This is a genomic window from Rhizobium sp. ZW T2_16 (assembly GCF_044987325.1).
In the GTDB taxonomy this organism is placed as follows: Bacteria; Pseudomonadota; Alphaproteobacteria; order Rhizobiales; family Rhizobiaceae; genus Neorhizobium; species Neorhizobium cellulosilyticum.
Genome location: NZ_JBJDRG010000016.1, coordinates 68,778 through 91,206, shown reverse-complemented (window position 1 = coordinate 91,206; position 22,429 = coordinate 68,778). Strand labels below are relative to the sequence as shown.

Below are 22,429 nucleotides of genomic sequence, written 5' to 3'. Positions count from 1 at the left end.
GTGCCGGACGATGACGCGCCGGCTAAGACGAGAGAGATTTCGATGAGTTTGAGCGGCCTGCCTTTCGACGATTTTCGTAACCTGATTGCCAACTTGCCGGGACCGGATCCGCGCGCATTGGTGGATGCCCGTGAGCGTGACGCCAAGCTGACAAAGCCGCTCGGAGCGCTTGGAAGGCTTGAGGAAATCGCCTTCTGGCTCGCCGCTTGGACGGGCAGGGCACCTGCGGTCAACCGCCCGCTTGTTGCGATCTTCGCCGGCAATCACGGTGTTACCCGGCATGGGATCACTCCCTTTCCGCCGTCCGTGACGCAGCAGATGGTGGATAATTTTGCCGCAGGCGGTGCGGCAATCAACCAGATCTGCGTCACCCATGACCTGGGCCTGAAGATTTTCGACCTTGCGCTCGATTATCCGACCGGCGACATTGCAACCGAAGCGGCTCTTTCCGAGCGCGATTGCGCTGCGACCATGGCTTTCGGTATGGAAGCGATTGCCGGTGGCACGGATCTCCTCTGCCTCGGTGAAATGGGCATCGGCAACACTACGATCGCCGCAGCTATCCATCTGGCGCTTTATGGTGGCGAGGCCGAAGACTGGGTCGGTCCGGGCACCGGCTCCCATGGCGAGCTGATGGCCCGTAAGATCGCCGTCGTTAAACAGGCGGTCGAGTTCCACAAGGACCATCTCTCCGATCCGCTCGAAATTCTTCGCCGTCTCGGCGGTCGCGAGATCGCAGCAATTGCCGGTGCGATTCTGGCAGCCCGCATGGAAAAGATCCCGGTTCTGCTTGATGGCTACGTCGTCACTGCTGCCGCTGCAATTTTGAAGGCGATGAACCCGTCGGCGATCGACCACTGCCTGATCGGTCACGTTTCTGCCGAGCCGGGACATCTGCGCTCGATTGAAAAGCTCGGCAAGACACCGCTGCTGGCACTCGGCATGCGCCTAGGTGAAGGCACGGGCGCAGCACTGGCGGCCGGTATCGTCAAATCTGCAGCCGCCTGCCATACCGGCATGGTGACCTACGAACAGGCAGGCGTGACCAACAAGGCATAAGAGAACCGCCAATGGAAAACACGCCGCTCGACAGCACCCTTGGAAAAGCGAGCGGCGTCCGCCGGATTATCGCCGCGACCCGGTATTCGATGCAGGGTCTTGTGCGCCTGTGGCGTGAACAAGCCTTCCGGCATGAGGTCTATGCCTTCTGCGCAGGTCTCGCGCTCTTTGCGATCGTCGGTGCCGCGGCGATCGATTATTTCATCTTCCTCATTCTGACTCTGCTCCTGTTTTGCGTCGAGGCGCTCAACACGGCGATAGAGGAACTTGTCGACCGGATATCTCCCGAAATCTCCACGGTCGGACGCCACGCCAAAGATCTCGGTTCTTTCGCTGTCTTCTGTATGCTGACCGCAAACGGATTGTTTGTGCTTTACGTTCTGGTCAAGCCCTTCTTTCGATTGCATTAGGAAGGCGCGATATCGGCGTTTTCCGGATCTTCCGAGTTGCGATCACGGACCCGTGATCTTCAGATACAACTTTTTATAGTGGACGCGCGAATGTCAAAAAATTAGCATTTGTCATGTTTTGGAGATTGCGGGACCTGTCACCTTGACTGATGACTCGATCGAAGTTTTTGAATGTGATTTCAAATGGATTGTTCGGGTATGCGAAAACGGAGAAGTGACGGAGCGCGTTTTTAGCATCGCTGAACATGCCCATTCCTGGGCAGCAGGTCAGCGTATACGGATCAAATGTCCGCCGCAGAGATTCGCTTGCAGGCGCGAAGACTAATGACCGTGAACGATTTGCGGACGAATGCACGGATGATTATTCGGTAATTAAGTTCAGGCGAAAGAACGCTTACGTTTTTCGATCGCCGGCGCATCGGCAACGGCGGGAATGCTTTGCATCACCCGGGTGGCAGGCAGGATGGCTATGACTTCGGTGCCTTCACGCAGTTTGGAACGAAGCACGAATTGGCCGTCGTGCTTGGCCAGGATGGCCTGGACGATCGGCAGCCCGAGGCCGGTACCCTGCTCGGCGCTTTTGATGGCGATCGAGCCCTGTCCGAAGGCCGACAGCACGACGGGAATTTCTTCCTCGGGAATGCCGGGGCCGTTATCCTTGATTGCCACATATTGCCCGCCGCCTGCCGTCCAGCCGACCTTGACCGAGATCTCTCCGCCTTGCTGCGTGAATTTCACCGCATTCGAGAGCAGGTTGAGAATGACCTGTCGGATCGATTTTTCATCTGCCCAGACATGCGGCATCTCGTTTTCGAAATTGTGGCGAATGGCGATGTTCTTCGCCCGTGCCCGCAACTGAACCATGCCGATGCAGTCCTCCGCCACTTCCAGTAGCGACAGCGTCTCCTCGTTGAGATCATAACGGCCGGCTTCGATACGCGATAGATCAAGGATTTCGTTGATCAGGTTGAGAAGATGCTCGCCGGAGCGGTGGATGTCGCCGGCATATTCGCGGTATGTGGGGTTCGGCATCGGGCCGAGCACTTCTGAACTCATGACCTCGGAAAAGCCGAGAATGGCATTGAGCGGTGTTCTCAGTTCATGGGACATGGAGGCGAGGAAGCGGGATTTTGCCAGATTGGCTTCCTCCGCCCGGCGCCGCGCCTCGTCCGACATCGATTTTGCCACTTCCAGCTCGGCGATCAGGTCGTCCTTTTCCGACTGGTAGGACATCAGGGTAAGGTTCGAGCGGTAGAGGCGGTCGCCGATGAAATGAAAGAAAACCACGGCGATGGCGCAGATCGCGGTCAAACCGATGTCGAGGAGGTCCCGTGAGATCGCGACACGAAAGAGAAGTGCCGCAATCACCGGGACAAAGCCGACGAGAACGCCCTGGCGCAGCATGAAGCTGCTCATGGCTGTGATTGAAATCGCAAAGAGCAGGACGGCGCCCTTGTAGAAGTAAAAACTGTCGCCACCACACGCGTCGCAGGATTGAAGCGCAAAAGTCGCCCATCCCACGCCAAGCAGAATCTGCGCAAGCAGCAGCCGCCGGCGCCACTTGGTGGTTTCCGCCGCCGCGATTTCCTTGCGGCTGAAACGTCGGGCGAGCAGAAGGTTGATCGCATGCAGGCTGAGCATCAAAAGCGCCCAGGCAATCAGGTGGGCGCTCGGCGAGATATACATTCCGATCGCGGTGACGAGCGCGATGAAGAGTGGCACGACCGCCGCCGCCTGCAGTACCGCATTGACATGCATGGCGAGCATGTCACGGTCGAAGGCTTGGTTGCCGCTATTGGAAAGTTGCAGCCGTTCACGTGTCGCGCGGACGGTTTTGGATACCGCCTTGTTGCGGTGGCCACGCGATCGATCAACGATTATCTTGTCGGTCGAGATACTGACGCCGCTACTCATTGGTTGTGAACTAATTTATTCGGATGATTGAGAGCTTATGTTCCAAACCTTAAGAAGATACTGCCGGGAAAGGTTTTGTTTGCCATTCTCCTGAAGCTTCCGTTTGTAATTGAGACCGGATTGTGACCCGCCTTGCCAAGACCCTGAAGGATGGTTTGTTCCTCGGAGCATTCCTTGTCCTTGCCTCACTTATCGTTGCCAAGATCGACCTCAACGGTGACACCCGCATCAACGGTCCGTTTTACGCGATCGACGGCGATACGCTGGCGGCTGGAGCCGAGCGCTTGAGGCTGATCGGCATCGATGCCCCGGAGGCTGATCAGTCCTGCGGCGAAGGGCAGAATGTCTGGACATGCGGCGATGCCGCACGCGACGCCCTGGCAAAATTCGCCTCGGCGCCCGACGCATATTGCGCAGGATCCTCCAGGGATCGTTATGGCCGTGTTCTTGTACGCTGTCGGCTGGGTGAAACGGATATCAACGCCGAACTCGTACGCCGCGGAATGGCTGTCGCATCCGGGGACTATCACGCAGAAGAGACAGCTGCGCGGGCACAGGCAGAAGGGATATGGTCCGGTCCTTTCGAAACCCCACGCGCGTGGCGTACGGCCAAGGGTGCTGAGGCCGAAGATGATGGATCGACCGGGACCGGAAGCCGTGTCGAAGCGATCCTCGATCGGCTGAAAGGCATGCTGCCGTGGACGTGATTGAACCGGACCGGATTGCCGATCTCGGTGCAGGCATCGCAGCCTGTCGCATTTGTCGCGACCATCCTGCAAAACCAGGAAATCCGTTGCCCCACGAGCCGCGGCCGGTTGCGACATTGTCCTCGACGGCACGGTTACTGATTGCCGGTCAGGCGCCGGGCTTGCGAGTTCATCAGAGCGGACTGCCATTTGACGATGCCTCGGGCAACCGGCTGCGCGACTGGATGGGCGTGACCCGAGAAGAGTTTTACGATGCAGACCGTCTGGCGATCGTGCCAATGGGCTTCTGCTTTCCCGGTTACGACGCAAAGGGAAGTGACCTGCCACCGCGCAAGGAATGTGCGCCCGCATGGCGCAGCAGGGTGATTGCGGCAATGCCGCAGATCGACACGGTTCTGGTGATCGGCCAATATGCTGCGGCTTGGCATCTGGGCGCTCGCCGAAAGAAAACCACGACGGAAACGGTGAGGAACTGGCGGGAATATTTCTTCGTCAATGACGGGCCGCGCATCCTGCCGCTGCCACATCCGAGCTGGCGCAACAGCGGCTGGCTGAAAAGCAACGGCTGGTTTGAAGCGGAGATCTTGCCCGTGTTGCGCCAGCATGTGGATAGCTTGATCCGCGGAACAAAATTCGCTTAACTGTGTGAAAATCGGGTGTATAACGAAAAATCATTTCGAAGGGGACAATGATGGACCGTCTTGACCGCAAGATCCTGCGTATTCTGCAGGAAGATTCCACACTCGCAGTGGCGGATCTCGCCAAGAAGGTCGGCCTGTCCACCACGCCTTGCTGGCGCCGTATCCAGAAAATGGAAGAGGACGGCGTCATCCGCCGTCGCGTGGCGCTGCTCGATCCGGGCAAGGTCAATACGAAGGTTACCGTTTTCGTCTCGATCCGCACCGCCAGCCACTCGATCGAATGGCTAAAGCGCTTTTCCGAAGTCGTGGTAGATTTTCCGGAAGTGGTAGAATTTTACCGCATGAGCGGTGACGTAGACTATCTGCTGCGTGTCGTCGTGCCGGATATCGCTGCCTATGACGCCTTCTACAAGCGCCTGATCGCCAAGATCGAGATCCGCGACGTCTCTTCCGTTTTTGCCATGGAGCAGATCAAATACACGACGGAACTGCCGCTCGACTACATGATGATCGACAACCAGAAATCCGGCGACGACTGAGCGATCCAACTCAGCTGAGATGATTTTGAAAGCGCTGCAATCCGGGTTGGGTTGCGGCGCTTTGCTTTGGTATTCAGACCTTTAGTCGCCGCATCACCTTCTCGCCCGACAGTTCTTTGAGCGCGTCCTTGCCGATCCAGCGTGCCGTTTTGTCATTCGATTCTGCGAGTTTCTGCGCAAGGGCGAGAGCCGGCTTATGGCAGGTGACATTTCGCTTGCCGATATTGCGCAAGGCCCAGTTGACAGCCTTTTTGACAAAACTGCGCGGGTCGGTGGAGTGTTGTTCGATCAGGCGCAGACAGCCTATCAAGGTCGCGTCCGGCTCCTTCTTCAGATGGACGGATGCTCCGGCGATCATCGCAAAGGCGGTGCGGCGGACGAATTCACGCTCGTCTTCGGCAAACTCGGCGATCAGGTCCTGCCAGAAGGGGGCTTCGGTAAAGAGGTCGGCGGCGGCATCGACGATTTCCCAGGAGGCGAAATCATCCGCCCAGGAATGCGCTTCGGCAGAGGTAAGCGCTTTCGGGTCGGCGGTGTAAATCGCCACCATCCGCGCTTCGCGAATGCCTGTGTTCCACAGATCAAGCGCCCGGGCGTGATCGCGTTTCACCACATGGGCGATTTTCTGCAGGTCAGGATTGGAGATGCCGAGCGCCGCATCGGTGACGATGCCGAAGCGACCCATGCCGGCAATGTTCTCCTCCGACCGCAAAGTACCAAGATGATCGATGATCCCGGCGACGTCGGAGGAGGGGCTGAGCATTGCCTTTGACCTTTTGTCTTACTTCCGTTCGAGACGGGCAAGCAGCGAGGACGTATCCCAGCGATTGCCACCCATGGCCTGCACGTCGCCATAGAACTGGTCGACCAGTGCCGTCAGCGGCAGTTTCGCCCCGTTGCGACGTGCTTCTGTCAGGACGATGTCGAGATCCTTGCGCATCCAGTCGACGGCAAAGCCGAAATCGTACTTGCCCTGGTCCATCGTCTTGTGGCGGTTTTCCATCTGCCATGAACCGGCAGCACCCTTGGAAATGACATCGACGACGGTCTCGATGTCGAGGCCGGACTGCTTGCCGAAATGAATGGCTTCCGACAGTCCCTGGACGATGCCGGCGATGCAGATCTGGTTCATCATCTTGGTGAGCTGGCCGCTTCCGACCGGTCCCATCAGGCCGACCATGCGGGCATAGGCGTCGATGACCGGCTTGGCCTTGTCGAACACGGCCTGATCGCCGCCGCACATGACGGTGAGCACGCCGTTTTCGGCCCCCGCCTGACCGCCGGAAACCGGGGCGTCGATGAAGTGGACGCCGCGCTCCTTCGCAGCCGCATCCAGTTCGCGCGCAACCTCGGCACTGGCTGTGGTGTTGTCGATCAGAATCGCGCCGGACTTCATGGCCGAGAGCACACCGTTTTCGCCCGTTGTCACCGAGCGGAGATCGTCGTCATTGCCGACGCAGGTGAAGACGAAATCGGCATCCTTGGCAGCTTCCGCCGGCGTGGCTCCGGTCGTGCCGCCGAATTTCGCGGCCCAGTCGGCGGCCTTGGCGGCGGTGCGGTTATAGACGCTGACGTCGTGGCCACCCTTTTGCTTGAGATGTCCCGCCATCGGGAAACCCATGACCCCGAGACCGATGAATGCCACTTTCGCCATGCCGAACCTCCGAACGCTTGTTGTTCCCGATGATTAGAACAAAGCATGGCCGACGGGAAGAACAAAGCAGGCAAAAATGATTTTCCGCAATGCAGTGGAGATTTGCACTTTAGCAGTTTTGCATTCCCATCGGCTTGAATCGGAGAAATGAAATCTCCGATTGCAGTTGTTTTTTGAAACGATGGAATGTCGACCAACTCGATAGAGTATGGGAGCCTTCTGTCATCAGAGATCTGGTGAGGAAGGGCTCATTCCATGGTGACAGGCAATTTGAACCGTCGACAGACACTTGGCTTGTTCGGCGCGGCAGCGGCCACTGCCGTCCTGCCCATCGCGGGAAAGGCAAAGGCGGCAGCCAAGGAACTGCGCATCGGCTGGCAGAAGAACGGCGTGCTGGCTCTGGCAAAAAGCCAGGGTGCGCTCGAAAAGCGTTTCGCCGATCGCGGCATCAAGGTGACATGGGCGGAATTCACCTCCGGCCCTCCGCTTCTGGAAGCGCTCGGGGCGGGCGCGCTCGATTTCGGCCCGACCGGTGACGTGCCGCCGCTCTTTGCACAGGCCGCTCGCGGCAACCTGCTTTATGTCGGTACCTATCGCGGCAGTTCTCAAGGTTCGGCCATCCTCGTCCACAAGGATAGCCCGATCCAGTCGATCGCGGATCTGAAGGGCAAGAAGCTGGCCTTCAAGCGCGGCTCCAGCGCCCACAATGTTGCAGTCAAGGTTCTGCGCAAGGGCGGACTTTCCCCCAGCGACGTGACGCAGCTCGATCTTGCGCCACCGGATGCGGCCGCTGCCTTCAAGAATGGTTCGATCGATGCCTGGTCGATCTGGGATCCCTATACGGCAATTGCCCAAGCCGACCCGCAGACCCGCGTGCTGACGACGGCGGAGGGTATTGTCGATAGCTGGAGCTATTTCCTCGGCAATGGTGATTTCGCTGCCGAGAACGGCGATCTGATCGTCGAGGTGATCGACGAGCTGAAAAAGGTCGGCGGCACGGCACAGTCGAATTTCGATGAGACGGTGAAGGCGATCGCCTCAATCACCGGCGTGCCGGAAAACGTCACCAAGGTCGTGCTGTCGCGCCGTGGGGCGGATCTGGGCGCGGTCTCCACCGTGCCGGATGCGGCGGTCCAGTATCAGCAGGCGCTGGCCGATGAATTCTACGATCTCAAGATCATTCCGCGAAAGCTGGACATCTCCGACATCGTCTGGCGCCCCAAGGCCAGCTGAGCCTGCGTCCGTCACAGACCAACCGAGATCAAGGATTTTTCACGATGAGCGATACGAAGAACCCCATCGATTTTCTCTGGTTCATCCCGACCGGCGGCGACGGCACCTATCTCGGCGGCAGCGAGCTTAACCGTCCGCCTGAAAACAGGTATCTGCGCGAACTGGCGCAGACTGTGGACAGGCTTGGGTTTTCCGGCGTGCTTTTGCCGACCGGCGTCTCCTGCGAAGAGTCCTTCGTGACGGCTGCCTCGCTGGCGCCGTTCACCGAAAAGCTTAAATTCCTGGTGGCGATCCGCCCGGGCACGGCGGCGCCGGCCTATTATGCAAGGCTCGCGGCAGCGCTCGACCGGGTATCGAACGGCAGGCTGCTGCTCAATATCGTCGTCGGCGGCAATCCGTCGGAACTAGCGGGCGACGGCATCTTTCTTGAGCATGACGAGCGCTACACCCATGCTGAAGAATTTTTCCAGGTCTTCGAGGATCTCGTCACCACCGGCCATGCGGATCTAGACGGCAAGCATATCAAGGCGAGGAATGCCAAGCTCGGTTTCCCGACCATTCAGCAGCCACGGCCACCGCTCTATTTCGGCGGATCGTCGGATGCCGGCATCGAGTTCTTCGCCGGCCGTGGCGACAAATATCTGACCTGGGGCGAGCCACCGGAACAGGTGGAGCAAAAGATCAAGGCCGTGCGCGCTGCCGCCGAAAAACGGGGCAGGGAGGTTTCCTTCGGCATCCGGCTGCATTTCATTGTCCGCGAGACCGACGAGGAGGCCTGGGAGGCTGCGGACAAGCTGATCTCCAGGCTCTCTGACGAGACAATCGCCAAGGCGCAGGCGCATTTCGCGCGCGATTCCGACAGTGTCGGCCAGCAGCGGATGGCGGCGCTCCACAATGGTCGTCGCGACAAGCTGGAAGTCTCGCCCAATCTCTGGGCCGGCATCGGTCTGGTGCGCTCGGGGGCGGGTACCGCCCTGGTCGGCTCGCCGAAGACGGTGGCGGCGCGCCTGCGCGAATATCAGGATCTTGGCATCGAGACGGTGATCGGCTCCGGTTATCCGCATCTGGAAGAGGCTTACCGCGTGGCGGAATTGCTTTTCCCGGAACTCGGCATCACCCGCGAGGAACAGCGTGCCGGTTTCGGCAATGAATTCGCGTCCGAAAAGCCGCTCTTCGGCGGCGGCGGCCACGCGACTATCCGTGCTGTTGCTGCATCCTGATAAGATAGCGAGGGCGAGATAATGACGGCAGTCGATACGTTTTCGGAAGGGCGCAGCCTGAGGCGCATCAGGGAAGACAGGACTTCTTCGGCGGCAATCGGCTATTCAGATCCTCCCAAGGGGTCGGCGGAGAAGGCTGCGCGGGCAAATGACGGGAAGCCGCTACGCCCGCGCAGCGTCTCCGGCGTAGCGCTTTTACCTTTTCTCCTGCCGGTGACATTGGTCATACTCTGGCAGGCGGGCTCGTCTTTCGACTTAATCTCCGACCGGATCATGCCGTCGCCGGTGGCGGTGGTTGCGGCCTTTTGGGAACGGTTGCTCTCCGGTGAACTGGTCCGCGATGTCGGCGTCAGCGGCGCACGGGCGCTGAGCGGTCTTCTGATCGGCGGCTCGATCGGGTTCCTGCTAGGCATCGCCAACGGCGTGTCGAAACTGTCGGAACAACTGACCGACACGACGCTGCAGATGCTGCGCACGATTCCGCATCTGGCGATGATCCCGCTCGTCATCCTCTGGTTCGGGATCGGCGAGGAGGCAAAGCTGTTCCTCACCTCGCTCGGTGTACTCTTCCCGATCTACTTGAACACCTATCACGGGGTGAAGAATGTCGATCGCGACCTCATTGAGATGGGACGTATCTACGGCATGAGCGGCTGGTCGCTGTTCCGCAAGGTGATCTTTCCGGGAGCATTGCCGTCGATCTTCGTCGGCTTACGGTATGCGCTCGGTATCATGTGGCTGACGCTGATCGTCTCTGAATCGATCGCTGCAAATTCCGGCATCGGCTACATGGCCAATACCGCCCGCGAGTTCATGATGACCGATGTCGTCGTGCTGGCGCTGGTCATCTACGCGGTGCTCGGCAAGCTCGCGGACGTCATTGCCCGGACGCTGGAGCGCGCAGCGCTCTCTTGGAACCCGGCCTATCAGCGGTAAGGAGGAAAAAATGCCTGTTGGACCCTATCAATCACCGCTCGCCTTCATTTCGGATGTGGAACTCGATGCGCACCATGCCGCGCAGCCGGTGGACTATCAGGCCGCGCCGCAACCCGCTGGCCTGAAGCTGCGCGGCGTCGAGAAACGCTTCGGCGACAATCTGGTCTTACGCGGTCTTGATCTCGATGTGCCCGCCGGGCAGTTCCTGGCAATCGTCGGCAAGAGCGGTTGTGGCAAGAGCACGCTCTTGCGGCTCCTGGTCGGGTTGGACGAGCCGACTGGTGGCCGGATCGAATTCGTCGATGAGGAAGGCAAGGCGGTGGAGCCCAATTCCCGCATCGTCTTCCAGGAGCCGCGGCTTCTGCCCTGGTTCTCGGTGGCCGACAATGTGGCGGTTGGATTGGGCGACGGCGTGCCAAAGGCATTCGGGCGGCGAGAGGCCGAGCGGGCGCTCAAGGGCGTGCAGCTGTCGGAAAAGGCGAAGGACTGGCCGTCGAAACTTTCCGGCGGCCAGCGCCAGCGCGTGGCCTTGGCACGCGCTCTGGTCAGCCGTCCGGGCCTGCTGGCGCTCGATGAGCCGCTCGGGGCGCTCGATGCCCTGACGCGGATTGGCATGCAGGATCTGGTGACCGATGTCTGGCGCGAACTTGGCTTTACCGCCGTGCTCGTCACCCACGATGTGGCGGAAGCCGTGCATCTGGCCGACCGGGTGATCGTGCTCGATGAAGGCCGTATCAGCCTCGACCTCGAGATCCCGAGAGATCAGCCGCGCCGGCATGGCGATCCGGTTCTGGCGGAACTGGAGGGCAGACTGCTTGATACGATCCTCGGGAGAACCTGAGGATCGTATCTAGAGCATTTCCGCCTTTCTTTGAAATGCGAAACCGCTCTATCTCTTTGTTTTAACGCAATTCCGGACGCAAAACCGGTTCCCACTTTTGCTGGAATTGCTCAAAAAACAGGTCGGGCCGATCAGATCGATCGGCCGGCCCGTGCCAGGCCGTGTTCGACAAGCCGGTCAATGACTTCAGGATAGCTGACGCCGCTTGCGCCCATCACCTTGGAATACATGCTGATATCGGTGAAGCCGGGAATGGTGTTCAGCTCGTTGATAAGAATGCGCCCTTCCGAGGTGAGGAAGAAATCCGCTCGCGCCATGCCGTCACAGCCGAGCGCGCGAAACGCCTTGATCGCGAAGGCGCGGATCTCATCCTCGACATCCGGCGGCATCTGCGCCGGAACTCTCAGCGCTGCGCCATCCTCGTCGATATATTTGGCATCGTAGCTGTAAAAGCCGTGGCTCTCCGCCGGAACGATCTCGCCCGTTGTCGAGACGAACAGGCTGCCGTCCGGCGCTTCCAGAACAGCACATTCGATCTCGCGGCCCTTGATGAATTCTTCGGCGAGAAGCTTGCTGTCGTGGCGAAAACCTTCAGACAAGGCCGCGTCGTAACCGGCTTTCGTCAAAACCTTGCTGACGCCGACCGAAGATCCCTGGCGGGCCGGCTTGATGAAGATCGGCAGGCCGAGCGCCTGTTCCAGTTCCTCGAAAGCGGGTGCCGCATCCTGATAGATCGTCACCGAACGAGCCGCCGGAATGCCGGCCTCGTTGAACAGCCGCTTGGCGATATCCTTGTCGAGCGCATTGGCGGAACCGAGAATGCCGCAGCCAACTAGCGGTACGCGCGCCACTTCGGCAAGCCCCTGAACCGCACCATCCTCGCCATGCAGGCCGTGAAGCACTGGAAACAGGATATCGATCTTCGGCAGTTCGTATGCCGCAGCACCTTCGGGAAGTGCAAGAAGACGACCCTTGCCACCGGGGATCAGGGAAAGCTGGGTGCCGTTTTCCGGCTTTGAAAGCGCGCCGCCCTCGAACGCGCTGAGCAGCCATAGGCCTTCGCGACTGACGAAGACCGGTACCGCATCGTATTTTTGCGGATCGAGCGCGTTCATGACATTGGTGGCCGAAAGCACCGACACGTCATGTTCCGCCGAACGCCCGCCGAACAACACGGCAATACGCAACCTGCCTGAGTTTCCCGTCATGTAACCCTCTCCAGTCCGGCTCGTGGCCGGTATCCGATTCTGCATCGGTTTTTCACCCACTCCTTGCGACGCCGCAAAACGGGCTGTTTTGCGGCGCGCTGGCTATGGAGATTAGGAAAGTTGGTGTCAGAACGGCTTGATGACGGCGAGCGCCACGACGAGCACGAGACAGATCAGGATGACCGGCATGCCGATGCGCACGAAGGCGTTGGGGTCGAATTTCGGATCGGCAGCCATCTTGCGCATCGCAGCCTGCTGCATGCCGTGCAGCGCCGAAAGGATGACGACGAGCAGAAGCTTGGCATGCAGCCAGCCATTGCCGGCAAAGCCGATGTAACCGAAGGCAAGCCACAGGCCGAAAATCCAGGCGCCGGCAAGCGCTGCAGTGGTCACTGTGCGGTCGTATTTGCGTAGCGCGACGATCACGCCGACACGGATCGGCGGCGGCACCATCGAAATGACGAAGGCATTGATCAGCATGCCGCCGATCAGGAGGAAGTCGGAGAGTTGGTGCAGAGCCTTGATGACGAAATACAGCATTATCGATCACTCCAGATCATGGATTCGGTAAACCCGAGTTCAGCAAGATCCTGCGCTCGAAGCGCCTGTTCTGCCGGGTCGGATGGAAAGAATTCGTCCAGTTGCGGCGGCTTTACGCCCGTTGCGGATAACATCGCATGAACCTGTCCGCGATGATGTATCTGGTGTTGGAAGAGATGCAGAAGGATGCGGTCTGTCGGCTCGACCTGCATATGCATGTAGCGCGGGATGCGGACTTCGGCGCAAAGCGTGTCGTCCGTCAGGCTGCGACAGTGGTCGATGAGACGGTGATCGGCTGCGCGCTGTTCGCGGTCGAGATCGGCAAGGGCGGGAAACGGGATTTCCGGTTCGAAGGCGGAAGCACCCGGACAGTCGCCTTCGAGCGCGCCGATATAGAGCCAGTCGACGGTCAGGATATGGTTCAGCGTGTGGATGATCGACGGAAAGAAGTTTTGCCGCGGCGCGGCCAGCTCTTCGGAAGACAGCAGGGCGCAGGCTCTCAGCAGCCGGTGATTGGCCCAGGCGTTGTTGTATGCCTGGGCTATGAGGTAACGCTCCGGCGTCATGGGGCCGTTCTCCGTTGAGGCGAAGAAATTATCCCTTCAACTTCGCGATGACCAGATGGCCCGGGCTGGGATTGCCGTCCTGCATCCGCACGTTGATATCGCTCATTTCGACAAGTTCGAAACCGGTATCGGCAAGCCGTGCGCGGATATAGGCCGGCGAATGCATGAAGCGCTGATGCGGGCCGACCGTGTAGGTGCGTTCATCACCTTCCGGCAGGGATTCGGAGGAAAAGATGAACAGGCCGCCAGCGACCATGTTTTCGGCCGCACCGAAGAACAGCGGTTCGAGCGCACCGAGATAGGGAAGCACGTCGGTCGCGGTGATCAGGTCGAAAGGCTCGTCGTCATTGTCCTCGAGGAAATCCTCGACTTCGGCGACATAAAGCGTCTCGTAGAGATCCTTCTCATGGGCGATCTCGACCATGTTTTCGGAAATGTCGAGACCGGTAATGTCGTCGACCATGTCGCGCAGGGTGCCGCCGGTCAGACCCGTGCCGCAGCCGAGATCGAGCATGCGCTTGAACGGGCCGAGCTTCAGTTCCTGCAGGCGCTGGCGCACCAGAACCGGGACAGCATAACCGAGCTGTTCGACGAGGATGTCTTCGAAGCTTTCCGCATGCTGGTCGAACAGCGTTTCGACATAGGCGTCGGGCGCCTTCGGAGGCGCTTCGCCGCGGCCCATCGAGGCGATGCGAACGGCGGCACCACCATGATCTTCGGGATCGATTTCCAGCACCTGGCGATAAGCTTCGACGGCAGCATCGATCTCGCCGGCCTTTTCATGCGCGAGCGCCCGGTTATAGGCTTCCGCCAATGCTTCTTCGTCGATCTTCGCCATAACCATATCCTCGTTGTTGCCAGCCGCTTTACGTGTCGCGGCAGCGTTTGGCAATTGCGAGGATCACAGCCAAGCGCAATCAGTGCAGGATGATTTCGCCCTTCACCTGCCGCCACTCGCTGGCCGAGATCAGCTTGCGATGCACGTAGCGGACAGAATGGATCGGGCCTTCCAGCTTTTCCTGCCAGAATTTCAGAAAGCCGTTCATCTCCGGAAAGTCGGGGGCGAGATCGTAGTTCTGCCAGAGGTAACTCTGCAGCAGGGCAGGGTGATCCGGCATGCGGTAGAAGATCTGTGCGGTGGTGAGGCCGTAGCCTTTCAGCATCATTTCGAGTTCCGACATCTGCTGTTCCCTTTTTTCAATGACGCATTGTCTGCGTCATTGAAATGGGATCATGTCATGCTTAACGGAAGCTTGACAATTGTCGCTTTTGGCTGAAATTGATGTTTTATTTCAGCCTGTTAGCATCCATCGTCTGGGAGTGCTGCTAACGCATGTCTCCCGAACGTGCTCAACCGCTTCGGGGGGATCGCGACGTGCATCAGCGCACCAGATGGCGGGTCAGGCGCCGTTCGATGAAGTTCCACAGATGCCGCAGCGCTTCGACCATGGTGAGGTAGAAGATCGCAGCCCAGAGATAAGTCTGGTAGTCGAACGTCCGCGAGAAGGCGTAGCGCGTCTCGCCCATCAGGTCGTAGACGGTGACGATCGCAACGACGGCGGAACCCTTGATCATCAGGATGATCTCGTTGCCGTAGGGGCGAAGTGCCACGATCAATGCCTGAGGCAGAATGATCTTCCAGAAGGCGACGCGCTTGGAAATGCCGAGTGCGGCGGCACCTTCATGCTGGCCGACGGGAACACTCTGGATCGCGCCACGCAGGATTTCCGCCTGATAGGCGGCCGTGTTCAGTGTCAGCGAGAAGAGGCCGCAATACCAGGCCTCGCGGAAGAACCACCACAGGCCGACGGATTCCAGCTGCGGCCGGAAACTGCCAAGACCGTAATAGATCAGGAACAGCTGGGCGAGCAGCGGCGTCGAGCGGAAGATGTAGACATAGGCGTAGGCGATCGCATTCAGCACGCGGTTCTTCGACATGCGGGCAAACGCGATCGGCAGCGAGAGAACGGCGCCGAGCACGATGGAGATTCCGACCAGCGAAATCGTCGTCCATAAACCGTTAAGGTAACGCGGTCCGTAACGTTCGAATTTGGCCGGATCCCATCCCTCGATCACCATGCTGATCAGAGCCATGGCAAGCAGGGCCCAAAGGATCAGCACGCCAATGCCGACGACTTTCGCTGTCGTCAGAGGCCGGTGCAGCACTGCAGGTGCCGGGCGTGGCGGGATCATTTCTTTCGCCACGCTCATCGGGAAACCTCCGACCGCTTGGCCCAGCGCTCGATGAAGCCGAGACCGTAGGAGGAGATCATCGCCAGGATCAGATAAAGCAGGCAGGCCAGGAAATAGAAGAAGAAGGCTTCCTTGCTGACGCGCGCCGCAACGCCCGTCTGGCGCACGATATCTGAAAGCCCGATAACGGATACGTAGGACGTATCCTTCAGGAGGATCAGCCATAGATTGGTAAGACCGGGCAGGGCGATGCGGATAAGCTGAGGCAGAACGATCAGCACCATCGTCTTGCTGCGGCGAAGACCGAGTGCGTCACCAGCCTCATATTGCCCGCGCGGAATGGCGCGGAAGGCGGAGAGCAGCACTTCCGACGAATAGGATGAGAAAACCACCGCAAGCGCCACCATGCCGGCAACGAAGGCGTTGATCTCGACGCGCCCGTCATATCCGAAGAACGCCAGCACCGACTGGATCAACATCTGCGCGCCGTAATAGACAATGAACAGCGTCAGCAGTTCGGGCAGGCCGCGAAAGATGGTGGTGTAGATACCGGCGGCCAGCCTGAGCAGTTTTTCCTGCGACTGCGCGGCAAGCGCGATCAGGAAACCGATCAGCAGCCCGACAGGCAACGTGGCGAGCGCCAGTGAGATCGTCACCTTGACGCCGAAGGCGATTTCGTCGCCCCAGCCGGTGTCGCCACAGGAGACGAGGCCGGTGCCGCCGAACCAGGTGAAGACACCGGCGGGGCCGCAAAACGGGTCGAGTGTATTAAAGAGGGCGGAGAGCCATCCGCTCATAGGATCATGTTCCGGTTCATATTCCCCTGCGGCTTATGTCGTGCCGCTTTCAAATGCCAATTAAAAAGGAAAATTTTCTGAGGACAAGTGCTTGATGAAAATGAAAACGGCGGAAGGTGACCCTTCCGCCGTTTTTTTTAGCGATTGGACGGATTACTTGTCGCCGCCATAGACGTCGAAGTCGAAATACTTGTCCTGGATCTTCTTGTAGGTGCCGTCGGCGCGGATTGCCGCGATTGCGGTGGTGAACTTGTCTGCGAGCGCCTGTTCGTCCTTGCGCACGGCAATGCCGGCGCCCTGACCGTTGATTTCCGGATCGACCGGCAGCGGGGTCAGGATTTTGCAGCAGGAGCCGGCATCCGACTTCACCCATTCGGTGAGCACGACGATATCGTCGACAACACCGTCAATACGGCCGTTGGTCAGGTCGAGCTTGTATTCGTCAGCTGTCGGATAGAGCTTCTCATCCGCATCGGGGAAATGCTTTTCGACATAGTTGGCGTGGCTGGTCGAACCCTGCGCGCCGATGGCCTTGCCCTTCAGCGAAGCAGCAGTTGCTTCCGTCAGCGGCGAATCCTTCGGCACGGCAATTGCCGGAGGCGTGTTGTAATACTTCTTGGAGAAGGTGACCTGCTGCTGGCGCTCAGGCGTGATCGACATCGAAGCGATGATCGCGTCGAACTTCTTGGACTGCAGGGCCGGGATGATGCCATCCCAGTCATTGGTGACAAAGGTGCACTCGGTCTTCATCTGGACGCAGAGTGACTTGGCGATGTCGATATCGAAGCCGGTCAGTTCGCCGTTGGATTCCAGAACGTTGAAGGGCGGGTATGCGCCTTCCGTGCCGATGACCAGCTTGTCCTGGGCCGAAGCGGCGCCAGCAAAAAGCGAGATCGCCGCGATCGACGCGGCAGCAAACAAACGGGTGGAGATCTTCATAATTGTCCTCTCTGTTGGCAGGCCGGCGACGTGTTCTCGGTTTTTCGCAGCCGGCGAGGGGCATTTCGCAGCCCTTGTTTTTTATAGATACCGGCTCCGGCAAAATTGCAACGGCATTTTCTACGGCAACCTCGGGCTTCACATGCGTTTGACGTTTACGTCCAAACCCTGATGTCGCCAGAGGGTTCCTGGAGGAGATTGTTGCCGGAAGAAAATGCCTGACATCGCAGGCGGAGCTTTTTGTGATGCGCCAAGATGGCGCAGCCATAATTGCCGGATGAATACAGCATTCAAACACAGTTCAGACTTTGGTCCCGATGATACGGACCTTTGCAGGCGGCCATAATGGGAACCAAATTGGAACAAATACAGTTGTGGTGCCGCGAAAAACTGCCCGCAAGAGGTGGGCCTCAACAGTCATGATCATTGGGGCCGTCGCGAGCATCTAGGGACGAAAGCCAGAAGAAGGAAAATGTCATGTCGATGAAATCCAGATTGTTCGCCAGCGTGGCGGCGCCTGTTTTGTCCCTGCCATTGTTGATGCAACCTGCCTATGCCCTGCCGTCCGGTGTGGATCTCGGATCGGTGCAGCCGGCGGCGCCCGGTATCATTCGGGTGCAGGAGCAGGTTCCGGCAGAGGGCGAGGAGCTTCCGAAGCGCCGCAAGCCGCAGGCTGATCAGGGCGAAGGAGCTGAACGTCCGCGCGGCGAGCGCCAGCAGCGGGCAGAACAGCCAGAGGGTGAACGTCCCCAGCGTCGCCAGCAGCAGGCAGATCAGGGTGAGGGTGGTGAACGGCCGCAACCCCGCCAACGTGAACAGCGTGCCGAGCAGCCGGACGCCGAGCGCCCTCAGCGCCGTGAGCAGCAGGCAGATCAGGGTGAGGGTAGTGAACGGCCGCAACGGCGTCAGCAGAACGCCGAGCAGGCCCCCGATCTCCGTCAACAGGCAAAGCCGGATGCAGATCAGGCCGAACAGCCCAAGCCGCGCAAGGAACGCCAGCAGCAAGCGGAACAGCCGCAGGCTGAGCAGCCTCAAGGCCGTCCGCAGCAGGCCGAGCGTCCTCAGACTGAACGGCCGCAGCGTCAACAGGCAGATCAGGGCGATGCGATCCAGCCGCCAAAACCTCGCGCACAACAGAATGCCGATCAGGCACCTGAACCAAAGCCGACAGCAAAGCCGCCTGCACAGGCGGATGCGGAACAGCCCAAGCCGGGGCAGGAACGCCAGCAACAGGCGGAACAGCCGCAGGCCGAGCAGCCTCAAGGCCGTCCGCAGCAGGCCGAGCGTCCTCAGACTGAACGGCCGCAGCGTCAACAGGCAGATCAGGGAGATGTGATTCAGCCGCCAAAGCCTCGCGCGCAGCAGAATGCCGATCAGGCGCCGGTGCCCCAGCAGCAGCCGGGCCAGCCGCCCAAACCTGCCCGACAGCAGGCTCAGGACGCGGACAAGGCACCTGATCAGGCGGTGAGCGGTGGAGAGCGCAATCAGCCGCGTCCCGTTGAGCAGAGCGCCGAGCAGCCGAAGCTTCCGGTCGAAAACGGAGCCGCCGTGCTCGACAGTGCCAAGGAACAGCGGCCGGATCGTGCGCAACGCGGCGGTGACCGTCCGCAGGATCCGAGCCGTCCGGACAGACGCGGAAATCCGAGCGCGCCAGACCAGCAGCAGGCACAGGAACGCGCGGCTCCGCCGCCGCGTAACGATGCAGACGCGCAGGCCAATGATCGTGTCACCCGCGAAGACCGGGAGCGCTGGCGCAACCAGCGTCGCGAGCTGGTAGAGGAACGCGGCCAGCGTATCGATGGCCGGCCCGATTTCGAACGGCCGCGCGGCTGGGATGTTTTGGGCCCGATCGGCGACGCCCTTCTGGGACAGAACCAAAACCAGGATCGCAATCGTGACCGTGGCCGCGACAGGAATTGGGATCAGGACCGTGACGATGGTCGCGTTATCATCTCGATCGACAACCAGACCTATGTGCGCCACGACGACAGCCGCCGCTTCTACGATGATGGAGGCCGTCCGGAATATGAGCGTCTGGGCGACGGTCGCTATCGCGAGGTCGTCGAACGCAACGACGGTACCCGCGTGGTGACGATCCGCAACCGCTATGGCGAAGTCGTCCAGCGTTCGCGCATCGTCCGTGGCGGTCGGGAGTATGTGCTCTATTACGCACCGGAGCTTCTGGAAGACCGTCAGGACTATACCTGGCGCGATCCGGGTGACGACCTGCCGCCGATGCGCCTTGGCGTGCCGATTGACGACTACATCATCGATACATCCAGCCAGCCGGATCGCGACTATTACCGCTTCCTTGAGCAGCCGCCGGTGGAGCGGGTCGAACGGCCTTATTCGCTCGATGAGGTCCGTTATTCGGCCCGTATCCGCGACAAGGTTCCGCGTATCGACCTCGATACCATCACCTTTGCCACGGGCAGCGCCGAGATTCCGATGAACCAGGCAACCTCGCTGCGCAAGGTTGCAGACGCGATCAACAAGGTGCTGGAAAAGGATCCGTCGGAAACCTTCCTGATCGAAGGTCATACGGATGCGGTCGGCTCGGATGAAAGCAATCTAGTCCTTTCGGACAAGCGCGCAGAATCGGTGGCTGTTGTCCTGTCGGATGCTTTCGGCATTCCGCCCGAAAACATGACGACGCAAGGTTACGGCGAGCGGTATCTGAAAGTGAGTACCGAAGCGGCAAACCAGGAAAACCGCCGCGTGACGATCCGCCGGATCACGCCTCTCGTAAAACCTGTCGCCTCGAACCAGTAACGGATCGGACAGGCAGGAATTGGAAGCCGTCGGCCAATCGGTCGGCGGCTTTCAGCGTTTTGGAAGACCTGTGATGTCGATGATGAAGTCGGCAATGGATGCCGTGTCGTCGAGCTCGAAGACGGGCAAGGTTTGCAAAGCGAGCGAGTGATCCGTGGCGATCGCAACGATATGGGGATCAATCGGTGCCAGAGGCTCGCGGCTTTTCGATTCCAGCCGGCGCAGTTCTATCTTCGGGATGGCCTCGTGCTTGTAGCCCTCTACGAGTACGAGATCACAAGGTGCCAGCCGTGAAAGGATTTCGGCAAGCGTCGGCTCAGCTTCGTCTCGCAGTTCATGCATGATCGCAAAGCGCGTTCCCGAGACAATTGCCACTTCCCCGGCGCCCGCCTCCCTGTGCCGAAATGAATCCGCACCGGGCTTGTCGATGTCAAAGTCATGATGCGCGTGCTTGACGGTGGAAACGCGATAACCGCGGGCGGTAAGCTCCTCAACCAGACGAACGGTCAGTCCCGTCTTTCCAGAATTCTTCCAGCCGGAAATCCCGAAGGCGGGCGTGGTGTTCATTCAAGGCTCTCCGTAAAGGCCGCGGCTTGGGTAAGCTCTTCTGGTGTGTTGATGTTGAAGAAGGGATCAAGCAGGCCGCGGCGTGTCTGAAGCGACGGGAAATCGATAGTCACCATGCGGTGACGGCTCAGGAACCCATTGATACGGCGATTATCGTTATCAATCAGCCAGTGTTCGAGATCCTCCGCAAGAGCGATCGGCCAGAGGCCGAAAACCGGGTGACGGCGCTCCAGTGAGGTGGCGATGACGATGGTTTCCGGATCGGAACAGGCTGCGCTGAATTGCAGCACAAGATCTAACGGCAGAAAAGGGCTGTCGCACGGAACGCTGGCGAAATGCGACACTTCTGCGAGCCGGCGGGAATAATGGCGCATCCCGGTAAGGATGCCGGCGAGTGGTCCTAGCTGTCCGGCGAGATCATCTGCAAGATAGCGATAGCTCTCAAACCCCGGGAAGGGGGCATTGGCGTTGACGGCGAGATCCGATACCTGAGGAGCCAGTCGCCTAATGACATGAGCGAGAACGCTTTTGTCGCCGAGCGGAAGCAGCGCCTTGTTCGCTCCCATGCGGCTGGAGCGGCCACCGGCAAGAATGAGACCGGGCGGGCGCATCCTCAGCCACCCGCCGTGGGCGTCACCGCCTTTTTGGCCGTATCGATGGCGCGGCGGCTTTCGCGGTAGAATGTATAGAGGCCGGAGCAGATCACGACGGCTGCGCCCAGGAGCACTGTCATGCCCGGACGCTCACCGAAAACCAGGACCCCGATGAGGAGCGCCCAGATCAGGCTGGTATAGCGGAACGGCGCAATGAAGGAGATTTCTCCGCCGCGCATGGCGAGGATGATTGCCTGATAGCCGCAGAATACCGCAATCGCCGTCAGCGCCAGAAGCAGCCAGTTGAAACCCGAAATCGGGTGCCATCCGCCTGTCGGGCCGACGAGAACAAAGCCGACGACCATGATGATGAAGGAGGTGAAGAGGGTCACGTGGATGGTCGGGATTTCCGTTGCGATCCTGCGTGTCACGAGATCCCGGCAGGCGGTGAAGAAAACCGCTGCAAGCGGGAACAGCGCGTCGCTGGAAAAGCCTTCAGGTCCCGGCTGGATGATCAGCAGCACACCCAGGAAGCCGACGATGATGGCGCTCCAGCGCCGCCAGCCGACCGGTTCGTGAAACAGAAGCGCAGCCCCGAGCGTAACCGCAAGCGGCAGCGACTGCATGATCGAGGAAGCCGAAGCGAAATCGATCCTGGCAAGCGCGTTAAAGAAGGACAAAGTTCCGCCGAGTTCGCAGGCGGTGCGCAAAAGCACCAGCGGATGGGTGAAGGCGCGTAGCGAGAATTTGGCGCGCAGGAGAATGGAGACCGCAAATACGAGTATGGTTGTCAGAACCCCACGTACTGCCATGATCTGCGGAATGCTGAGGTCGTGCGTCAATGCCTTGACCATCGCGTCATTGCAGGAAAACACCGCCATCGCGGTCGCCATGAGCAGCGCACCGCGCGTGTTATCCGACAATGCCATCCCGATTCCTCCACCCTTTGCGTCCCGTCTTTACGTGATCGGCAAGTTTGCTGCCAGCAGATTTCCATCTGATTTTTCCGCGCGCAAATGTCGCCGGCTGCCATTAACGGTTGCTCAACCGAAAGTGGCCATCGTGTGCAGATGTTCCCGCATGAGGCTGGAATCGCTCCG

25 protein-coding genes are annotated in these 22,429 nt (G+C 59.7%); 10 read left to right on the top strand and 15 right to left on the bottom strand.

Going from position 1 to position 22,429, the window contains the following annotated elements; all coding sequences use genetic code 11:
• Positions 1–42 precede the first annotated feature (42 nt).
• Complete coding sequence (cobT, locus tag ACI3K0_RS24720; RefSeq protein WP_148148497.1) at positions 43–1,059, top strand: nicotinate-nucleotide--dimethylbenzimidazole phosphoribosyltransferase; 1,017 nt, start codon at positions 43–45, stop codon at positions 1,057–1,059.
• An 11-nt stretch (positions 1,060–1,070) separates the two neighbouring features.
• A complete protein-coding gene (locus ACI3K0_RS24715; RefSeq protein WP_148148496.1) occupies positions 1,071–1,469 on the top strand; it encodes a diacylglycerol kinase in 399 nt (132 codons plus the stop codon).
• 378 nt (positions 1,470–1,847) lie between these two features.
• Here ACI3K0_RS24715 and ACI3K0_RS24710 read toward each other — a convergent pair whose 3' ends face one another.
• Positions 1,848–3,383, bottom strand: coding sequence for a HAMP domain-containing sensor histidine kinase (locus ACI3K0_RS24710; RefSeq protein ID WP_183821741.1), 1,536 nt, complete (start codon positions 3,381–3,383; stop codon positions 1,848–1,850).
• Between the two features lie 122 nt (positions 3,384–3,505).
• Here ACI3K0_RS24710 and ACI3K0_RS24705 point away from each other — a divergent pair, with 122 nt between their 5' ends.
• The 3 genes from ACI3K0_RS24705 to ACI3K0_RS24695 are packed head-to-tail and all read left to right on the top strand — an operon-like array spanning position 3,506 to position 5,270.
• Positions 3,506–4,090: a thermonuclease family protein gene (locus ACI3K0_RS24705; protein ID WP_183821740.1), complete on the top strand. Its 585-nt coding sequence runs from the start codon at positions 3,506–3,508 to the stop codon at positions 4,088–4,090.
• The gene (locus ACI3K0_RS24700) at positions 4,087–4,731 is read left to right on the top strand and encodes a uracil-DNA glycosylase family protein (protein WP_148148516.1); all 645 of its coding nucleotides are present in this window, start codon (positions 4,087–4,089) and stop codon (positions 4,729–4,731) included. Before ACI3K0_RS24705 ends, ACI3K0_RS24700 begins: the two co-directional genes overlap by 4 nt.
• 50 nt (positions 4,732–4,781) lie before the next feature.
• The gene (locus ACI3K0_RS24695) at positions 4,782–5,270 is read left to right on the top strand and encodes an Lrp/AsnC family transcriptional regulator (protein WP_148148515.1); all 489 of its coding nucleotides are present in this window, start codon (positions 4,782–4,784) and stop codon (positions 5,268–5,270) included.
• A gap of 73 nt (positions 5,271–5,343) precedes the next feature.
• Here ACI3K0_RS24695 and ACI3K0_RS24690 read toward each other — a convergent pair whose 3' ends face one another.
• Positions 5,344–6,033: a DNA alkylation repair protein gene (locus ACI3K0_RS24690; protein ID WP_404946409.1), complete on the bottom strand. Its 690-nt coding sequence runs from the start codon at positions 6,031–6,033 to the stop codon at positions 5,344–5,346.
• An 18-nt stretch (positions 6,034–6,051) separates the two neighbouring features.
• The gene (locus tag ACI3K0_RS24685) at positions 6,052–6,924 is read right to left on the bottom strand and encodes an NAD(P)-dependent oxidoreductase (protein ID WP_183821738.1); all 873 of its coding nucleotides are present in this window, start codon (positions 6,922–6,924) and stop codon (positions 6,052–6,054) included.
• Between the two features lie 255 nt (positions 6,925–7,179).
• On the opposite strand from ACI3K0_RS24685, the gene ACI3K0_RS24680 reads away from it, so the two are divergent.
• The 4 genes from ACI3K0_RS24680 to ACI3K0_RS24665 are packed head-to-tail and all read left to right on the top strand — an operon-like array spanning position 7,180 to position 11,154.
• Entirely contained in the window at positions 7,180–8,157 is a 978-nt protein-coding gene (locus ACI3K0_RS24680; protein WP_183821737.1) for an aliphatic sulfonate ABC transporter substrate-binding protein, read from the top strand.
• Positions 8,158–8,201: 44 nt separating this feature from the next.
• Positions 8,202–9,377: an FMNH2-dependent alkanesulfonate monooxygenase gene (ssuD, locus tag ACI3K0_RS24675; protein ID WP_183821736.1), complete on the top strand. Its 1,176-nt coding sequence runs from the start codon at positions 8,202–8,204 to the stop codon at positions 9,375–9,377.
• A gap of 21 nt (positions 9,378–9,398) precedes the next feature.
• Entirely contained in the window at positions 9,399–10,313 is a 915-nt protein-coding gene (locus ACI3K0_RS24670; RefSeq protein WP_404946408.1) for an ABC transporter permease subunit, read from the top strand.
• Between the two features lie 10 nt (positions 10,314–10,323).
• Positions 10,324–11,154, top strand: coding sequence for an ABC transporter ATP-binding protein (locus ACI3K0_RS24665; RefSeq protein WP_183821734.1), 831 nt, complete (start codon positions 10,324–10,326; stop codon positions 11,152–11,154).
• A 131-nt stretch (positions 11,155–11,285) separates the two neighbouring features.
• Here the strand turns inward: ACI3K0_RS24665 and ACI3K0_RS24660 are convergent, their stop codons facing one another.
• The 9 genes from ACI3K0_RS24660 to ACI3K0_RS24620 form a co-directional block, all read right to left on the bottom strand.
• Positions 11,286–12,362, bottom strand: a complete 1,077-nt coding sequence (locus ACI3K0_RS24660; protein WP_183821733.1) for a D-alanine--D-alanine ligase family protein — start codon at positions 12,360–12,362, stop codon at positions 11,286–11,288.
• Positions 12,363–12,488: 126 nt separating this feature from the next.
• Positions 12,489–12,902, bottom strand: coding sequence for a CopD family protein (locus tag ACI3K0_RS24655; RefSeq protein WP_183821732.1), 414 nt, complete (start codon positions 12,900–12,902; stop codon positions 12,489–12,491).
• Positions 12,902–13,468: a DinB family protein gene (locus ACI3K0_RS24650; RefSeq protein WP_183821731.1), complete on the bottom strand. Its 567-nt coding sequence runs from the start codon at positions 13,466–13,468 to the stop codon at positions 12,902–12,904. The genes ACI3K0_RS24655 and ACI3K0_RS24650 overlap by 1 nt, the downstream gene beginning before the upstream one ends.
• Before the next feature lie 28 nt (positions 13,469–13,496).
• Complete coding sequence (locus tag ACI3K0_RS24645; RefSeq protein WP_183821730.1) at positions 13,497–14,312, bottom strand: methyltransferase; 816 nt, start codon at positions 14,310–14,312, stop codon at positions 13,497–13,499.
• 73 nt (positions 14,313–14,385) lie between these two features.
• Positions 14,386–14,649: an usg protein gene (locus ACI3K0_RS24640; protein ID WP_183821729.1), complete on the bottom strand. Its 264-nt coding sequence runs from the start codon at positions 14,647–14,649 to the stop codon at positions 14,386–14,388.
• A 199-nt stretch (positions 14,650–14,848) separates the two neighbouring features.
• Positions 14,849–15,679: an ABC transporter permease gene (locus ACI3K0_RS24635; protein WP_148148483.1), complete on the bottom strand. Its 831-nt coding sequence runs from the start codon at positions 15,677–15,679 to the stop codon at positions 14,849–14,851.
• A complete protein-coding gene (locus ACI3K0_RS24630) occupies positions 15,676–16,458 on the bottom strand; it encodes an ABC transporter permease (protein ID WP_183821728.1) in 783 nt (260 codons plus the stop codon). Before ACI3K0_RS24630 ends, ACI3K0_RS24635 begins: the two co-directional genes overlap by 4 nt.
• 153 nt (positions 16,459–16,611) lie before the next feature.
• Positions 16,612–17,397 carry an ABC transporter substrate-binding protein gene (locus ACI3K0_RS24625; protein WP_183821727.1) on the bottom strand — a complete coding sequence of 262 codons (786 nt, stop codon included), beginning with the start codon at positions 17,395–17,397 and terminating at the stop codon, positions 16,612–16,614.
• A gap of 423 nt (positions 17,398–17,820) precedes the next feature.
• Positions 17,821–18,987, bottom strand: a complete 1,167-nt coding sequence (locus ACI3K0_RS24620) for a hypothetical protein (RefSeq protein ID WP_404946407.1) — start codon at positions 18,985–18,987, stop codon at positions 17,821–17,823.
• Between ACI3K0_RS24620 and ACI3K0_RS24615 the strand changes: the two genes are divergently transcribed.
• Positions 18,946–20,169, top strand: coding sequence for an OmpA family protein (locus ACI3K0_RS24615; RefSeq protein ID WP_343062350.1), 1,224 nt, complete (start codon positions 18,946–18,948; stop codon positions 20,167–20,169). The genes ACI3K0_RS24620 and ACI3K0_RS24615 overlap by 42 nt on opposite strands.
• A gap of 51 nt (positions 20,170–20,220) precedes the next feature.
• Here the strand turns inward: ACI3K0_RS24615 and mobB are convergent, their stop codons facing one another.
• The 3 genes from mobB to ACI3K0_RS24600 are packed head-to-tail and all read right to left on the bottom strand — an operon-like array spanning position 20,221 to position 22,258.
• Entirely contained in the window at positions 20,221–20,736 is a 516-nt protein-coding gene (mobB, locus tag ACI3K0_RS24610; protein ID WP_183821725.1) for a molybdopterin-guanine dinucleotide biosynthesis protein B, read from the bottom strand.
• The gene (mobA, locus tag ACI3K0_RS24605; RefSeq protein WP_183821724.1) at positions 20,733–21,347 is read right to left on the bottom strand and encodes a molybdenum cofactor guanylyltransferase MobA; all 615 of its coding nucleotides are present in this window, start codon (positions 21,345–21,347) and stop codon (positions 20,733–20,735) included. The genes mobB and mobA overlap by 4 nt, the downstream gene beginning before the upstream one ends.
• A 2-nt stretch (positions 21,348–21,349) precedes the next feature.
• Positions 21,350–22,258, bottom strand: coding sequence for a DMT family transporter (locus tag ACI3K0_RS24600; protein ID WP_183821723.1), 909 nt, complete (start codon positions 22,256–22,258; stop codon positions 21,350–21,352).
• Positions 22,259–22,429 lie beyond the last annotated feature (171 nt).

Coding starts and splice junctions, on each gene's coding strand:
- ACI3K0_RS24625 (WP_183821727.1), bottom strand. CDS start 17,397: ATGAAGATCTCCACCCGTTTGTTTGCTGCCGCGTCGATCGCGGCGATC.
- ACI3K0_RS24600 (WP_183821723.1), bottom strand. CDS start 22,258: ATGGCATTGTCGGATAACACGCGCGGTGCGCTGCTCATGGCGACCGCG.
- ACI3K0_RS24695 (WP_148148515.1), top strand. CDS start 4,782: ATGGACCGTCTTGACCGCAAGATCCTGCGTATTCTGCAGGAAGATTCC.
- ACI3K0_RS24635 (WP_148148483.1), bottom strand. CDS start 15,679: ATGAGCGTGGCGAAAGAAATGATCCCGCCACGCCCGGCACCTGCAGTG.
- ACI3K0_RS24715 (WP_148148496.1), top strand. CDS start 1,071: ATGGAAAACACGCCGCTCGACAGCACCCTTGGAAAAGCGAGCGGCGTC.
- ACI3K0_RS24665 (WP_183821734.1), top strand. CDS start 10,324: ATGCCTGTTGGACCCTATCAATCACCGCTCGCCTTCATTTCGGATGTG.
- ACI3K0_RS24630 (WP_183821728.1), bottom strand. CDS start 16,458: ATGAGCGGATGGCTCTCCGCCCTCTTTAATACACTCGACCCGTTTTGC.
- cobT (WP_148148497.1), top strand. CDS start 43: ATGAGTTTGAGCGGCCTGCCTTTCGACGATTTTCGTAACCTGATTGCC.
- ACI3K0_RS24710 (WP_183821741.1), bottom strand. CDS start 3,383: ATGAGTAGCGGCGTCAGTATCTCGACCGACAAGATAATCGTTGATCGA.
- ssuD (WP_183821736.1), top strand. CDS start 8,202: ATGAGCGATACGAAGAACCCCATCGATTTTCTCTGGTTCATCCCGACC.
- ACI3K0_RS24690 (WP_404946409.1), bottom strand. CDS start 6,033: ATGCTCAGCCCCTCCTCCGACGTCGCCGGGATCATCGATCATCTTGGT.
- ACI3K0_RS24655 (WP_183821732.1), bottom strand. CDS start 12,902: ATGCTGTATTTCGTCATCAAGGCTCTGCACCAACTCTCCGACTTCCTC.
- mobB (WP_183821725.1), bottom strand. CDS start 20,736: ATGAACACCACGCCCGCCTTCGGGATTTCCGGCTGGAAGAATTCTGGA.
- ACI3K0_RS24650 (WP_183821731.1), bottom strand. CDS start 13,468: ATGACGCCGGAGCGTTACCTCATAGCCCAGGCATACAACAACGCCTGG.
- ACI3K0_RS24685 (WP_183821738.1), bottom strand. CDS start 6,924: ATGGCGAAAGTGGCATTCATCGGTCTCGGGGTCATGGGTTTCCCGATG.
- mobA (WP_183821724.1), bottom strand. CDS start 21,347: ATGCGCCCGCCCGGTCTCATTCTTGCCGGTGGCCGCTCCAGCCGCATG.
- ACI3K0_RS24660 (WP_183821733.1), bottom strand. CDS start 12,362: ATGACGGGAAACTCAGGCAGGTTGCGTATTGCCGTGTTGTTCGGCGGG.
- ACI3K0_RS24670 (WP_404946408.1), top strand. CDS start 9,399: ATGACGGCAGTCGATACGTTTTCGGAAGGGCGCAGCCTGAGGCGCATC.
- ACI3K0_RS24640 (WP_183821729.1), bottom strand. CDS start 14,649: ATGTCGGAACTCGAAATGATGCTGAAAGGCTACGGCCTCACCACCGCA.
- ACI3K0_RS24680 (WP_183821737.1), top strand. CDS start 7,180: ATGGTGACAGGCAATTTGAACCGTCGACAGACACTTGGCTTGTTCGGC.
- ACI3K0_RS24645 (WP_183821730.1), bottom strand. CDS start 14,312: ATGGTTATGGCGAAGATCGACGAAGAAGCATTGGCGGAAGCCTATAAC.